Origin of the sequence: Gaetbulibacter sp. M240 (genome assembly GCF_043876815.1) — a bacterium.
In the GTDB taxonomy this organism is placed as follows: domain Bacteria; phylum Bacteroidota; class Bacteroidia; order Flavobacteriales; family Flavobacteriaceae; genus Gaetbulibacter_A.
In genome coordinates, this window is the sequence record NZ_JBAWKA010000003.1 from 136,180 (window position 1) to 151,296 (window position 15,117).

Consider the following 15,117-nt stretch of genomic DNA (forward strand, 5'->3'; position numbering starts at 1 on the left):
GAAAAGCCTCAACAATTGTTGAGGCTTTTTTTAATCAATACCTGATTCAAATTATATGATATCAGTACTTTCAGTTGGACTGAGGTTTGACATATCAACAACCCGATCCTTATACATCCACATTTTAAACTTCATGATCAAGAAGAATAAAATGGGAACAACGATAAGGGTAAGGAATGTAGCTACAACCAAACCATAGATTACGGTCTTAGCCAAAGGCCCCCAGAATATAACGTTATCACCACCAGTGTAAATATTCGGATCAAGATCACTCATTAAAGTAAAGAAGTTGATGTTTAAACCTGTAGCCAGGGGTATCAGGCCTAAAATAGTTGTGATTGCCGTTAACAAAACCGGACGTAAACGGGCTTTTCCACCCTTGATAATAGCTTCTAATAAATACGGTGTTTCTAAATATTGTTCATCTTCCAGATCGTAGGCTGCTTTTTTACGGTCGATCAGTAATTGGGTATAATCCAGAAGAACCACGCCATTGTTCACCACGATCCCCGCGAGGGAAATAATACCCATCATGGTCATCATGATCACGAAAGGCGCTCCGGTTATAACCAGACCAGCAAATACACCAATCAAACTCAGGAAAACGGCCATCATAATAATACCCGGTTTTGAAACCGAGTTGAATTGGAAGATCAGGATAAAGAAAATCAAACCTAAACCGGTAAAAAAGGCACCCATTAAAAAGGCCATTTGTTTGTTCTGTTCTTCAATTTGTCCCGTATAATCTACCTTTATATTATTAGGCATTTGATTAAAGCCCTGCATTTCATTTTGAATTTGTGAAACTATCGCACCGGCGTCATTATAGCCTGGGGCCAAAGCCGAGTAAATGGTAACAACCCGCTTGGTATCTTTATGTTTTATGGAACTAAAACTGGAATTGTTACTATGCTTGGAAACTGCGGATAAAGGAATTTCCTTGATTTGACCACTAGACATATCTCTGAATGTAATTCTTTGATTGAATAGCGCGCTCGTGTTGTAGCGGTTCTCTTCATTGAAGCGCACATAGATATCATAATCATCACCATCTTTTTTGTAAATACCGGCTTTAGATCCAAAAATAGCATCACGAAGTTGTTGTCCTACTTGAGCTGAATTCACGCCGAGCTCACCCGCTTTTTCCCGATCGATCACCACGCGCATGGACGGTTTCGATTTATTAACATCCACTTTTAATTCATCAATGCCGCGAATATTCTTTGAATTGATATAATTGACCATAGTTTCAGCAGTAGCGATCAATTCATTATAATCATCACCTTCCAGTTCAATGTTTATTGGATAGCCTACAGGAGGACCTACGGGATCTTTTTCAACTGAAATAGCAACACCCGGATAAATGCCCTGCAGTGCTTCTTGAATTTTATTGTAAAGTTCCTCACTATCTTTTCCTCTACGATCTTTATACTCGCGCATGGTCGCAACAATTTTACCACGATTCGGCATTTCCGCCTGTGAGCCACCATCGGTTTGAGGGTTTCCGGCACCTTCACCAACCTGAGACACGGCGCTCTCAGTTAAGAAATTATAGCCTTTGTCCATGTATTCTGGTGCATTGATGATCTTATAAACCCGCTCCTCAATATCTTTGGTAATGGCATTGGTTTTTTTAATATCCGTGCCTTCCGGATACTGGATATACACAATGATCTGATTTGGCTTATTACTTGGGAAGAATTCTACCGTCGTACGCTGGCTTCCTATAGACGCTCCAAAACTTGCAAAAGCTACGATCAACAAGGAAACCATACCTATTACAATGTACATGGGTCTTCGGCCTCTTAAAGTAGATTTCAGCATATTCTCGTAAAAGTTTTCCCAACGCGGCAAACTGTTTTTTTGAAAATTATTGGCCCAATCACGAAGTTTTAACCTGTATAGCCACAATAGTAACACGGTAACCAGCATTAGAGTTCCCAAGCCACGATATGGCCCTCCAATAAGATATATCAAAATGCCAATAACTCCGAAAATCACAGAGACTTTAACGATCCGCTTTAACGGCATTTCTTTGTCTTCAACGGTCATTAATTGAGATACCATTACTGAGTTAAAAAAGATCGCCACAAACAATGAAGAGCCCAGAACCACAGATAAAGTAATTGGGAAGTATTTCATGAATTGACCCATCAATCCCGGCCATAAACCTAAAGGAATAAAGGCCGCTACGGTGGTTGCTGTAGAAATAATTATAGGAAAGGCAATTTCACCAATACCCATTTTGGCGGCTTTGATACGAGGCACGCCCTCCGACATTAAACGGTACACGTTCTCTACGACCACAATACCATTATCTACGAGCATTCCCAGACCCATAATAAGTCCGAAAAGAATCATGGTATTCATGGTATAGCCCAGTTGATGTAGGATCATGAGCGACATGAACATCGACATTGGTATGGCAAACCCAACGAACAAGGCATTTTTAAAACCTAAAAAGAACATAAGAACCGTTACCACCAGGATGATACCAAAAATAATGTTGTTTACCAGATCATCAACCTGTCCAATTGTTTTTGCAGATTGATCGTTGGCGATTGTTACTTTTAAGTCTGGTGGGAAAATGTTTGCTTTGGCCTTTTTAACAATAGCCTCGATTTGTTCGGCGGCAGCCACCATATTTTTTCCGGAGCGTTTTTTCACATCTAGCATAACAACAGGGTCTCCAAATTCTCTGGCGTAGGTGGTTTTGTCTTCATCTTTAAAGGTTACTGTAGCAACATCCCTTAAATAAATGGCGTTGCCAAACTCTGCCTTAACCACAAAATTATTGAGCTCTTTCGGGTCGTCAATTTCACCAATAATTCGAATGGTACGACGTTGGCCACTGGTTATTAAATTGCCTGCCGACATGGTAACGTTTCCTTGTCGGATCGCATTAATGATGTCGCTAAAACTTACCTGAGCAGCCATCATTTTATAAATGTCTACAGCGACTTCCACTTCTTTTTCCTGAGCGCCTCGAATATCTACTTTTTTGATCTGATCCAGACCTTCAATTTCATCCTGTAAATACTCTCCGTATTCCTTAAGTTTATCTACCGGATAATTTCCGGAGACATTAATGTTTAGAATAGGCATTTCTTCCGATAAACTTAGGGCAAAAATATTAGGCTCTACCTTTGCGCCGTTGAATGTAGGCCAGTCTTCACCGGAGGTTTCCGTATCCACTTCATCCTTTACTTTCTGTTTCGCGTTTTCCACAGTAATATTCTCATCAAATTCTACGATGATAATGGAATAATCTTCTTGTGAGGTGGACGTAATATCGACAACATTACTCACCGTTTTCAGCTTGTCCTCAATGGGGTCGGTGATGAGCTTTTCAATATCTTCAGCTGTGTTCCCGGGATAAATAGAACTGATATATATTTTGGTTTCCTTTACTTCAGGAAAACTCTCTCGCGGCATATCGAAGTAGGCTTTGGCTCCTAAAAATAGAATCACAGCCATGAGAATGTACATCGTGGTTTTGTTGTTAATAGCCCACGAAGAAAAAGGAAACTCTTTATCTACTTTTTTCTTTTTTTTATCTTGTGTCATTGGTTTAAGTCTTTGAATAATTAGCTAGCCGTATTTACATCAAGAATTTTGACGGTCTGACCATCTTTAACGCTTCGTGCACCTTCATCGATAATTTCTTCACCATCCTCAATACCGGATAACACCTCAATAAAATCACCTTGAGTTTTGCCTGTAGTTATAATTTCACGTTTTACGGTAGCTTGATCACCATCTTTATTTATAACGGTATACACATATTGTTCACCGCTAGCATTTTCCGAAATGATACTTTGAGGAATTAGCAAGGCTTTTGAATTGGTATAATCGTTAATTTTTAACTTGGCTGTTAAGTTCGGTTTAATGGTTTTTTCTTTATTGTCGATACCTACTTCAATTTTAAAAGTTCTGTTCGCCGGATTGATAAAACTGCTTGCCTGGCGTACTTTAGTATCCACGATGGTGTCGAGTACCGGAAATTCTACCCGAACTTCTTTTCCTTTAACGATCGTAGAAATGTAGCGTTCTGGAACATCGGAATCGATATACATTTCAGAAAGGTTCACAATCCGGAACAAAGGTGTTTGACCGGCTCCAACGACACTACCCTGGTCGGTGATTACATCGTCTATGATTCCCGAAAAGGGTGCACGCACTACCGTTTTAGCCACCTGTTGATCGAGTTGTTTTACCGCTTCCTGTTGGGCTTCGTATGTGGTTTTGGCCTGCAAGTATTGAATTTCGCTACCAATTTTTTGTTCCCATAAGCGACTCTGCCGTTCAAAGGTTGTTTTAGCCAGAGCAGTTTGAATTTTTAATTGTGCTAACTGCTGGCTTAAGCCTCCATCATCAATTTTTGCCAGCATTTGACCCTGAGTTACCTGCTGACCTTCTTTAACAAAAACCTGTTGTAATACGCCTGAAAATTCAGGGTAGATCACAATATTTTGTTTTGTACTCACACTTCCTTGTAATTCAACAAAATGTGTAAAAACAGTGTCTTTTACTTTAAAGGTTGTGATTAATGGAATTTTTTCCTGTGGATCCAGCTCTCTAATTTTAGCCTCCAGTTGGTTCAATTGCTCGGTAACCTCCAATTTGGTGGTTTCTAATTCGTTTCGCTTTTCCTGAATGAGTTCAAGATTATTAGTTTCAATGATCTCATCTACAGATTTCTTTTTATCCCCACAAGATGCCAGCAGGAGTGTTACGATGATTAAAGTTGATATATGTTTCATTTTCAGATTGATTTTTTAGTTGTTAATAGCATTCGTGGCAGTCTCTAATGCAGCTTTGTTATTGATAACATCAAGCATGGATTGAAGGTATTCTTGCTGAGCACTGTAGAGTTGCATTTGAGCCTGTCTTAATTCAAAACTGGACCCGATACCTTCGAAAAACTTGGTCTCGTTTTTCTTTTCAATACGCTCTGCTAGATTTAAATTTTGCCGTTTATTTTGATAATCTTCAACCGCAAATTCGTAATTGCTTTTCGCTGAAGCGATCTGTAGTTTAATTTGTTGTTCGGTTTCCAGAAGATCAGCCTTTGATTTTTCAAGCTCAATTTTAGCGCGTTGTGTGGCCGAGCTTCGTTGTAAGGAACTAAAAATGGGTATATTCAGGCTTACGCCGAAAAGTGACGAACCGAACCATTTTTGATCTCTATCGGCAAAGGTGAAGCTGTTGCTAAACCCAACATAGCCGCCATTAATAAAAGTGTTCAAAGTTGGTAGTGCTTTACTTTTTTCGAATTTTAAAAGCAGCTCTTTTGATATTTTTGTGTTCTCCGCAATTTTAAAATCAATGGTATTTTCAGGATTAAAATTGGCTTGTATTAATGTGAGATCAATATTCTGATTGGTCAGACTTTCCAAACTATCTGTTAATACAGTTTCAGAATAAACATCCAAACCAAGAGTAATATTTAACATTTGATAAGCCAGAGTTTTCAAGCGTGTGATATTATTCAAGTTACTTTTAACTCCTGAAAGCGTGATCTCCAGTTGTTCTACACTTTCCTCTTCTTCTAAACCATTCTGATAAATCTTTCGAATGTCGGAAAGGTTTTTTTCCAAAGTTTCTACGTTATCTTTCAGGATTTTTTCACTTTCTTCTGCCATCAAAACATTCCCATAAGCTTGAATAACTCGTTTTCTAACTTCTAGGTCCGTTTTCACCTTGGCATTTTTTGATATTTGTAAATAAACTTTTGCCGACTGCAGTCCTACCAGATATGAGCCGTCAAAGATCTTTTGTGTAAGGGTTGCGGTAGCATTTACACTTTGTTTGGTGCCAAATATGACTTCTGCAAATTCACCGGGGTTACCTCCAAAAAATTCAGCGGGAATTAATGATACTTGTTGTTTCAAAAAGTTTTGGTAATCTACGGTAGCATTAATTTGAGGCAATCCCGTTGCCGTAGTTTCCCATTTTCGTTCCACGGCAGCATCAATATCTTTAATAGCATTTTGAGCCGTTCGATTGTTTTCAAGGGCAAAGTCAATAGCTTCCTGCAGTGAAAATGCCTTTGGGCTTTCTTGAGCAAAAAATTGACCTGACACCAAAAGGATAAGTGTCAATAAGTGTTTTAATTTCATTTTAAGATTGATTGTGTAATTATGATTGATTATTTACTTGTATTTGAGTTGATAATACTTTGTCTAAAACTTGGAGGCCCTTTTTGGTGACAATGGCACGTAAATGGTATTCCAAATAACTTTCCATAAGATATTTCATGTTGTATTTTTCTTCAGGAAAAATGAAGTGATCCTTGATACCATTCATTCCTATGAAATAAATGCGCGATATAAAGTCGACATCTATGCTCTGGCGGAATAATTCGGTTTCCACGCCGCGTGTGATACTAGCTTTTACTGATTCATGCATTTTTTCGAATTGCTTTTTTTGAAGGCTTTCGTAAATTTTAGGATAGTATTTTTTTAACTGAAAATGAGGTGATGATTTTTCATTTTTCAAGTAGTTCATCACAAACATTTTAATTTCAAAAAGTTCCTCTATTGGGTTTTGTGATGCATTACAAATACAATCGATCCCTGAACAAACGGTTTCAAAAACCTCAAAAGTAACGGCTTCCACAAGTTTTGTTTTGTTTTTGAAATGCACATAAATTGTTTTCTTCGATATTCCCATTTCCTGAGCGATATCATCCATAGTGATACTTTTAAATCCAAAGTTTAAAAACATCTCGGCGGCCTGACGTGTGATTTTTGCTTTCATAATCGGGTGCAAATATATAACCGGAAACTTTAAAAACAAAAAAAGTTTCCAAAGTTTTATAAAATTTAATATTCTTTAATCTAAAAGATTGGATAAAGCGTTATAAAAACTATTTTTGTGCTATGTTATCCATCGAAGACTATCAGGCTTATTTTGTCTTGCACCTCAAAAATTATGAGGTAACACGACACCCCAAAAATCTTTATGAACCCGCAGCTTATATTTTGAATTTAGGCGGAAAGCGGTTACGACCTGTTCTTACCTTGATGACCGCTGATATATTTGGAGGCCATTATAAAGCGGCCTTACAAGCAGCGATGAGTGTTGAAGTATTTCATAATTTCACTTTGGTTCACGACGATATTATGGATGCTGCGCCTCTGCGCCGTGGACATGAAACGGTGCACGAGAAATGGGATGTGAACACCGGGATTTTATCAGGTGATGCTATGTTGATCATGGCTTACCAGTTATTTGAAACCTATCCGCCCGAAACCTTTAAACCGTTGATCAGTATTTTTAGTAAAACCGCTTTGGAGGTTTGCGAAGGCCAGCAATACGATGTTGATTTTGAAACCCGCGATGATGTTACGATTGAGGAATACCTGAAAATGATAGAATACAAAACCGCAGTTCTGGTAGCTTGTGCTATGAAAATGGGAGCCATTATTGCCGAGGCCCCGGAAGCTGATCAAAATCGTATTTACAACTTCGGTAAAAATCTTGGGATCGCTTTTCAATTGCAAGATGATTATTTAGATGCTTTTGGTGATCCAAAAACTTTCGGAAAGCAAGTAGGAGGGGATATTATTGAAAATAAAAAGACCTATTTATATTTGAAAGCTCTGGAGTTCTCTAATGATGCGGATATGGATAATTTAAAGAATCTGTTTGCCTCAAACCCTGAAGATAACACTGAAAAAATAATAACAGTCAAGGCTATTTTTAAAACTTCAGGTGCGGCTGATGAAACCAGAAAAGCGATTACGACATATACAAATAAAGCCTACGCGGTGTTAGACGACCTTGCTATTTCTGACGAAAATAAACAGCTACTGAAAGCTTTCGGAAACAACCTCATGAATCGCACTGTGTAATGCAAGTCCCCAAAACATTCGACGACTTATTTGACGAAGCTCAACAACGTGATTTGTATACTAAATTAGTTTTACAGCTCAATAAAGATTTTCATCTTGCTAACATTGATGTTGAATTTCACGAATCTATTCTGCCAGACAGTTTAAAACTCATTCTTCATGAAGCAATTTATAAATTGATTCAGGAAAAATTTGCCGATTACCTCAATCTTCTTTACATCATAGACGTTTCGGAAAAACAGATTCGGGAGTTAAATGGTGATGATATGGTAGCTTTGGCTGAAGCCGTTTCGTTTTTAATTTTAAAACGGGAGTGGCAAAAGGTTTGGTTTAAAAACAAGTATTCTTAATACTGTTTTTTTCATTATATTTTCAACAATTTAAAGTATTAAATTCAATCAAAATTTTACCAAAATACAGGTATAATTGGGTGTGTAACAAAAACATCAGCAAAGCATTGATAAATATGGGAAAAGAAACTTCTTATTTTACTAAAAGTTGTATTTTTGGAGAATATTTTGACGAACCGTTTCGGTATTAAATATAACAATGGATAAATTTTCCTTTTTAAATGCAGCTCATACGGCATATTTTGCCGATTTATACGATCAATATTTAGAAAATCCTGATTCTGTAGAACCAAGTTGGCGGGCCTTTTTTCAAGGCTATGATTTTGGCACGGAAAGCTATGGTCTTGAAGGTGAAATTATGGAAGGGGTTTCTACTCAGATGCCCGAGCTTTTGCAAAAAGAGTTTCATGTTGTGCGCTTAATTGATGGGTACCGGATGCGTGGTCATTTATTCACGAAAACAAATCCAGTTCGTGAGCGAAGAAGTTATTCCCCTAATCTCGATATTAAAAATTTCGATTTATCGGAAAGCGACCTAGACACGGTTTTCAACGCCGGGGAAATTTTAGGTCTGGGACCTTCAACGCTTCGCGACATAATTACACATTTAGATCGGATTTATTGCAGTGCCATTGGAGTGGAGTACATGTACCTCAGAAATCCTGAAGTGATCTCATGGTGGCAGGAGCAACTCAATAAAAATGATAACCAGCCTAGTTTTTCAGAGGAGACCAAAAAATACATTCTGTCAAAATTAAATCAGGCCGTTAACTTTGAAAACTTCTTACAAACAAAATATGTTGGACAAAAACGCTTTTCCCTGGAGGGCGGCGAGTCTCTGATCCCTGCGATTAGTAACGTACTTTTTTATTCTGTAGAAAAATACGGTGTTAAAGAATGTGTTATTGGTATGGCACATCGTGGGCGACTAAGTACTTTGGTAAATATATTTAGAAAGCCGCTGCGCGAATTATTTAGTGAGTTTGAAGGTAAGGATTTTGAAGATGAAAATATCGATGGTGACGTAAAGTACCATTTGGGCTTAACGCTGGATAAGACCTATCAAAACGGTAAAAATATTAAGATGAATCTGGTGCCTAATCCATCGCATTTGGAAACTGTAGCGCCTGTAGCCGAGGGTATTACTCGAGCTAAAATAGATGCCGATTACGACGGCGATAATTCAAAGATCATTCCTATTATTGTTCATGGTGACTCTGCTATTGCAGGACAAGGGATAGCTTATGAGGTCGCCCAAATGAGTCAGTTGAACGGATATAAAACCGGCGGGACCGTGCATATTGTTGTGAACAACCAAATTGGTTTTACAACCAATTACTTAGACGCCCGTTCTAGTACCTATTGTACTGATGTGGCCAAGGTAACTTTGTCTCCCGTACTTCATGTGAATGCAGACGATGCTGAAGCAGTAGTTCATGCTGTTGAAATGGCTTTAGAATATCGAATGCGTTATCAAAAGGACGTTTATATCGACTTGTTGGGTTATAGAAAATATGGACATAACGAAGGAGATGAACCACGTTTTACGCAACCAAAACTCTATAAAAAAATATCCAAGCACCCGAATCCCTTCAGTATTTATGCTGAAAAGCTTATTGCTGAAAATACAGTAGATAGAGCTTATGTTGATAAGATCCAGGAAGATTTTAAAGCAACCTTAGAAGAAGAATACGAAAAATCTAAAGTAGCGGAGGCTTCAAAAGTAAGAGAATTTATGCCTGACCGCTGGTCTAAGTTCAAGCGTCAAGGCTTGGAGGCCATGTTAAAACCTGTTGAAACAACATATTCAAAAGAACAACTAAAATCTATTTCAAAAGTAGTGTCTACTGTACCGGAAGGAGCCAAGTTTTTGCGAAAGGCGGAGCGTATTCTTGAAGGAAGGGCGAAAATGGTTTTTGAAACCGACAATCTTGATTGGGGTATGGCTGAAACGCTTGCCTATGGTAGTTTGATGGAAGAAGGCTTTAATGTGCGTATCTCAGGGCAGGATGTTGAGCGCGGTACTTTTAGTCACCGACACGCTATTTTAAGAGATGAGATCTCCGAAGAACGCATTAACCTATTGAATACCAATCCAAACAATAAGGGTAAAATGGATATTTATAACTCCCTGTTATCCGAGTATGGTGTTTTAGGATTTGACTATGGTTATGCCATGGCGAACCCCAACACCCTAACGATTTGGGAAGCCCAGTTTGGAGATTTTAGTAATGGAGCTCAAATTATTTTTGATCAGTACTTAGCAGCTGCTGAAGACAAATGGAAATCGCAGAATGGTATTGTAACCTTATTGCCACATGGATATGAAGGTCAAGGGTCAGAACACTCTTCCGCACGAATAGAGCGCTATTTACAATTATGCGGAAAAGATAATATGACAGTGGCGAATTGTACAACTCCGGCAAACCTTTTCCACTTGTTTCGTCGTCAAATGAAACGTAATTTCAGAAAACCCTTAGTGGTATTTACACCAAAAAGTTTACTGCGTCACCCAAAAGCGGTGTCATCTTTGAGTGAACTTGCTGAAGGTGGTTTTCAGGAAGTTGTTGAGGATACCATCGACCCGAAGAAAGTTAAGAAATTGGTATTCTGTACCGGTAAGTTCTATTACGATCTATTGGCTGAACGCGAAGAAAAAGACCGTGATGATATTGCCTTGGTACGAATTGAGCAGTTGTTCCCATTACATTTAGAGAAAATTCAAAAAAGTATTGATAGATACCCGAACGTAAAAAACTATGTTTGGGCCCAGGAGGAACCACAAAATATGGGTGCCTGGAGTTTCATGCTTCAACATATGAATTTAGTAAAACTGGAGGTTTGTGCGCGTGATTTTAGCTCTGTGCCTGCTCCTGGATCCAGTACCCGAGATAAACGGAGACAACGCCGTGTTATTGATGCTGTTTTCGAAAAACAATAGATAAAATAAACCTAGATAATTAATATTATTACCAATGATTTTAGAAATGAAAGTCCCTTCACCGGGGGAATCCATTACCGAAGTAGAAATAGCAACCTGGTTGGTTGAAGATGGAGATTATGTTGAAAAAGATCAAGCTATTGCTGAGGTAGATAGTGATAAAGCTACTTTAGAATTACCAGCCGAGGCCAGTGGAATTATTACCTTAAAAGCCGAAGAAGGCGATGCAGTTGCTGTAGGTGAGGTGGTATGTTTAATAGATACTGATGCAGAAAAACCTGAAGGCGAGACTGCACCTAAAAAAGAATCTAAAGAAGAGGAGTCAAAACCTGCCGATAAAAAAGAGGATACTTCAAAGGCGAGTCAACCAGAAGAAAAAACCTATGCAACAGGAACGGCAAGTCCTGCTGCTAAAAAGATTCTTGCCGAGAAAGGCATGGAGGCTTCTGCGGTAAAAGGGACTGGAAAAGATGGTCGTATTACCAAAGAAGACGCACAGCAAGCGGTGCCTTCGATGGGAACGCCAACCGGAGGAAATCGTGGTACTACAAGAAGTAAAATGTCTATGCTTCGTCGTAAAGTGGCGGAACGTTTGGTTGAAGCCAAAAACACCACAGCGATGTTAACAACCTTCAACGAGGTGGATATGACACCTATTTTTGAACTACGTAAAGCCTATAAAGAAGCTTTTAAAGATAAACACGGTGTAAGTCTAGGGTTTATGAGCTTCTTTACATTAGCTGTGGTTCGTGCCTTAAAAATGTATCCCGCAGTAAATTCGATGATCGACGGGAAAGAAATGATAAGCTACGATTTTTGTGATATTAGTATTGCTGTTTCAGGACCGAAAGGCTTAATGGTACCGGTGATCAGAAATGCGGAAAACTTGAGTTTCAGAGGTGTCGAAGCTGAAGTAAAACGATTGGCACTTCGCGCTCGTGATGGAAAAATTACGGTTGATGAGATGACTGGAGGAACCTTCACCATATCAAACGGAGGGGTGTTTGGAAGTATGCTTTCAACGCCAATCATTAACCCACCGCAAAGTGGTATTTTAGGAATGCACAATATTGTTGAACGTCCTGTTGCTGTTGATGGTAAGGTAGAGATCAGACCTATTATGTATGTAGCGCTATCTTATGACCACCGAATTATAGATGGAAAAGAAAGTGTTGGTTTTTTAGTAGCTGTTAAAGAAGCGCTGGAAAGTCCTGAAGATCTATTAATGGACAACGATGTAAAAAAGGCTTTGGAATTATAATATTTCAAAAGCATAAATTTTAAAGAAGCTATCTCAATTTGAGGTAGCTTTTTTTATTTGTTTTAAGAGAAGATCGGTAATAAGAAAAGACCGCCAAATAATATTATAGAAAGCTCATAAAAACGCAGAAGCTCCTAACCACGAGAGTCAAGAGCTTCCATTAATTCTCCCTAAGAACTAATTAATAGCAGCGTAAATATAATATATCATAACCAATTAAAAAAGAATATTTTAACAGTATTTTAATTTAGAATATTAAAACGAGACTTTTAAATTAGGGATTTACAGCAATTTAGCTTTAAAAAGCCGCCAAACTAATTATATAAAAGGGAAAATTATTTTTTAAGCCAATAAGAAAACAATTAAAAACCTTCAGAATATTACAACTTGAGATATAAATATTTTTTCTGATAATCGATAATACCTTTTGCTTTTTTAAGAATATCAGCTCCTATAATACCGTCAACAGGTTTAGAATCGTGATTTGTCAAGGCGGTGTTGACGTGGGTTAAATTAAACAGAACGAGAACCGCCTTATTATGGCGCCATTTTCCAATTTTAATTTTATTTCTTTTCGACATTTTAGTTTCCATATCAATGGCACCTGCTCCAGCGGCTTTGATCTCGGATATCTCGGCATCGAGTTTAAAGGTTTCAATACCCTCAAATCCTACACAGGAATTTGAAGCCCCGGTATCTAGAATAAATAAGCCTTTCTCCCCATTTATAGAAGCCTTTATTTCAAAGTGATTGGTTTTAGTTAGATGTAATTTAACTTTAGTGTAGCCCTTCTTCAACAAAAATTCTTGTAACGATGCCATGTATTTTGTTTTCAACAAATATAATGATGTAAAAACAATTATTTTTGCGTAACCTTATAACGGATTCAAAAAAAATTACGATTTGATTATTACGGATACACATGCCCATTTGTACAGCGAGGAATTTGATAACGACAGAGAAGCAATGATGCAGCGTGCTTTGGATGCTGGTATCACCCGATTTTTTATTCCGGCCATCGATTCAAGCTATACCCAGGCCATGTTGGATCTGGAACAGGCTTATCCGAGTCATATCTTTTTAATGACCGGTTTACATCCTACCCATGTTAAGGCTGATTTTAAAGAAGAACTCGAGCATGTTGAAAAGCAATTATCCGAACGAAAATTCTACGCGGTAGGTGAAATTGGTGTTGACTTGTATTGGGATAAAAGTACGTTGAGGATACAACAAGAAGCGTTTAAATTTCAAATTCAGTTAGCCAAAAAATATAAGTTGCCTATTGTTATTCATTGTCGTGATGCCTTTGATGAGGTTTTTGAGGTTCTGGAAAGTGAAGTGGGAGAAGATCTGTTTGGAATTTTTCACTGCTTCACGGGAACCTATGAACAGGCTCAAAAAGCCTTGTCATATAATATGAAGCTTGGCATTGGAGGGGTAGTAACCTTCAAGAATGGAAAGATTGATCAGTTTATGAATCAGATTGACCCAAAACATATTGTATTGGAGACTGATGCTCCTTATTTAGCACCAACACCCTTCCGCGGAAAACGTAATGAAAGTTTCTATATAACAAAAGTTTTAGAAAAATTATGTGCGCTATATGAAATGTCAAAGGAAGAACTAGCAGTCATAACCACTCAAAATTCTAAGGATGTTTTTAAAATTTAATAATGTCAAATAAAAAACCGAACATATTACTCGTATACACAGGTGGTACCATTGGGATGGTAAAAGATTTTAAAACGGGAACCTTAAAAACCTTCAACTTTAATAATCTTTTAAAACGTATTCCGGAGCTCGAGTTACTGGACTGTGATATTAATACGGTATCTCTGGAAGAACCCATAGATTCAAGTAACATCAACCCCACGTACTGGGTGAAAATCTCAGAAATCATAGAACAACATTATGATTATTTTGATGGCTTCGTTGTTTTACACGGAAGCGATACTATGAGTTATACGGCTTCCGCTTTAAGTTTCATGTTGGAAAACCTTAAAAAGCCGGTTGTTTTTACAGGAGCGCAATTGCCCATTGGCGATCTCCGAACTGATGCCAGGGAAAATCTAATTACCTCTATTCAGGTAGCTTCACTTCAGGAAAACGATGCTCCATTAATTCAGGAGGTGTGTTTATATTTTGAGAATAAACTATATCGCGGCAACCGAACAACTAAAATTAATGCCGAAAATTTCCAGGCTTTTAAGTCCTTTAATTATCCCGAGCTCGCCGAATCGGGCGTCCATTTAAAGGTAAATGAAAAATATTTATGGCGATCAAAAACGGATGCACCGTTCAAACTACATAAAAATTTGGACACCAATATTGCCTTGATAAAGTTATATCCGGGGATTTCCGAGGCCGTTATATCCAGTATTTTAAAAACCCCCAATTTAAAGGCGGTTATCCTTGAAACTTTTGGAGCAGGAAATAGTAGTACCGCCTCATGGTTTATTAATTTGCTATCGACGGCTATTGAAAACGGGATCCATATTATTAATGTTACCCAATGTTTAGGAGGAAGTGTGATTATGGGGCATTATGAAACCAGTAATCAGCTAAAGCGTATCGGTGTTATTTCAGGAAATGATATTACTACTGAAGCTGCTTTAGGTAAGTTAATGTTCCTGCTTGGGAAGGATGTTTCTGATAATCAATTCAAAATGAGGTTTGAAACCCCTATCTGCGGGGAATTGACTTAAA

General features: G+C 38.0%; 11 protein-coding genes. 6 read left to right on the forward strand and 5 right to left on the reverse strand.

What is annotated here, in order from left to right; translation table 11 throughout:
* Positions 1-51: 51 nt before the first annotated feature.
* The 4 genes from V8G61_RS09765 to V8G61_RS09780 are packed head-to-tail and all read right to left on the reverse strand — an operon-like array spanning position 52 to position 6,762.
* Positions 52-3,567, reverse strand: coding sequence for an efflux RND transporter permease subunit (locus V8G61_RS09765; RefSeq protein WP_394875409.1), 3,516 nt, complete (start codon positions 3,565-3,567; stop codon positions 52-54).
* Positions 3,568-3,587: 20 nt separating this feature from the next.
* On the reverse strand, positions 3,588-4,763 hold the full coding sequence (locus tag V8G61_RS09770; RefSeq protein WP_394875410.1) for an efflux RND transporter periplasmic adaptor subunit: 1,176 nt from the start codon (positions 4,761-4,763) through the stop codon (positions 3,588-3,590).
* Between the two features lie 15 nt (positions 4,764-4,778).
* Positions 4,779-6,122 carry a TolC family protein gene (locus V8G61_RS09775; protein ID WP_394875411.1) on the reverse strand — a complete coding sequence of 448 codons (1,344 nt, stop codon included), beginning with the start codon at positions 6,120-6,122 and terminating at the stop codon, positions 4,779-4,781.
* Positions 6,123-6,141: 19 nt separating this feature from the next.
* Positions 6,142-6,762: a TetR/AcrR family transcriptional regulator gene (locus V8G61_RS09780; protein ID WP_394875413.1), complete on the reverse strand. Its 621-nt coding sequence runs from the start codon at positions 6,760-6,762 to the stop codon at positions 6,142-6,144.
* 122 nt (positions 6,763-6,884) lie between these two features.
* Here V8G61_RS09780 and V8G61_RS09785 point away from each other — a divergent pair, with 122 nt between their 5' ends.
* From V8G61_RS09785 to odhB, 4 genes are all read left to right on the forward strand, one after another.
* On the forward strand, positions 6,885-7,859 hold the full coding sequence (locus tag V8G61_RS09785) for a polyprenyl synthetase family protein (protein ID WP_394875414.1): 975 nt from the start codon (positions 6,885-6,887) through the stop codon (positions 7,857-7,859).
* Positions 7,859-8,209 (forward strand): hypothetical protein, encoded by a 351-nt coding sequence (locus tag V8G61_RS09790; protein ID WP_394875415.1) that lies wholly within the window; start codon positions 7,859-7,861, stop codon positions 8,207-8,209. The genes V8G61_RS09785 and V8G61_RS09790 overlap by 1 nt, the downstream gene beginning before the upstream one ends.
* A 199-nt stretch (positions 8,210-8,408) precedes the next feature.
* Positions 8,409-11,150: a 2-oxoglutarate dehydrogenase E1 component gene (locus V8G61_RS09795; RefSeq protein ID WP_394875416.1), complete on the forward strand. Its 2,742-nt coding sequence runs from the start codon at positions 8,409-8,411 to the stop codon at positions 11,148-11,150.
* A gap of 34 nt (positions 11,151-11,184) precedes the next feature.
* Positions 11,185-12,411, forward strand: coding sequence for a 2-oxoglutarate dehydrogenase complex dihydrolipoyllysine-residue succinyltransferase (odhB, locus tag V8G61_RS09800; RefSeq protein ID WP_394875418.1), 1,227 nt, complete (start codon positions 11,185-11,187; stop codon positions 12,409-12,411).
* 380 nt (positions 12,412-12,791) lie between these two features.
* Here the strand turns inward: odhB and V8G61_RS09805 are convergent, their stop codons facing one another.
* Positions 12,792-13,232 carry a retropepsin-like aspartic protease gene (locus V8G61_RS09805; RefSeq protein ID WP_394875419.1) on the reverse strand — a complete coding sequence of 147 codons (441 nt, stop codon included), beginning with the start codon at positions 13,230-13,232 and terminating at the stop codon, positions 12,792-12,794.
* Between the two features lie 82 nt (positions 13,233-13,314).
* On the opposite strand from V8G61_RS09805, the gene V8G61_RS09810 reads away from it, so the two are divergent.
* Together V8G61_RS09810 and V8G61_RS09815 are read left to right on the forward strand one after the other, a co-directional pair.
* Positions 13,315-14,082 carry a TatD family hydrolase gene (locus V8G61_RS09810; protein ID WP_394875420.1) on the forward strand — a complete coding sequence of 256 codons (768 nt, stop codon included), beginning with the start codon at positions 13,315-13,317 and terminating at the stop codon, positions 14,080-14,082.
* A 2-nt stretch (positions 14,083-14,084) separates the two neighbouring features.
* Positions 14,085-15,116, forward strand: a complete 1,032-nt coding sequence (locus V8G61_RS09815; protein ID WP_394875421.1) for an asparaginase — start codon at positions 14,085-14,087, stop codon at positions 15,114-15,116.
* Position 15,117: the final 1 nt, after the last annotated feature.

Bases quoted from the DNA above. Each gene is read 5' to 3' on its own strand.
- V8G61_RS09765 (WP_394875409.1), bottom strand. From the start codon at position 3,567: ATGACACAAGATAAAAAAAAGAAAAAAGTAGATAAAGAGTTTCCTTTT.
- V8G61_RS09770 (WP_394875410.1), bottom strand. From the start codon at position 4,763: ATGAAACATATATCAACTTTAATCATCGTAACACTCCTGCTGGCATCT.
- V8G61_RS09775 (WP_394875411.1), bottom strand. From the start codon at position 6,122: ATGAAATTAAAACACTTATTGACACTTATCCTTTTGGTGTCAGGTCAA.
- V8G61_RS09780 (WP_394875413.1), bottom strand. From the start codon at position 6,762: ATGAAAGCAAAAATCACACGTCAGGCCGCCGAGATGTTTTTAAACTTT.
- V8G61_RS09785 (WP_394875414.1), top strand. From the start codon at position 6,885: ATGTTATCCATCGAAGACTATCAGGCTTATTTTGTCTTGCACCTCAAA.
- V8G61_RS09790 (WP_394875415.1), top strand. From the start codon at position 7,859: ATGCAAGTCCCCAAAACATTCGACGACTTATTTGACGAAGCTCAACAA.
- V8G61_RS09795 (WP_394875416.1), top strand. From the start codon at position 8,409: ATGGATAAATTTTCCTTTTTAAATGCAGCTCATACGGCATATTTTGCC.
- odhB (WP_394875418.1), top strand. From the start codon at position 11,185: ATGATTTTAGAAATGAAAGTCCCTTCACCGGGGGAATCCATTACCGAA.
- V8G61_RS09805 (WP_394875419.1), bottom strand. From the start codon at position 13,232: ATGGCATCGTTACAAGAATTTTTGTTGAAGAAGGGCTACACTAAAGTT.
- V8G61_RS09815 (WP_394875421.1), top strand. From the start codon at position 14,085: ATGTCAAATAAAAAACCGAACATATTACTCGTATACACAGGTGGTACC.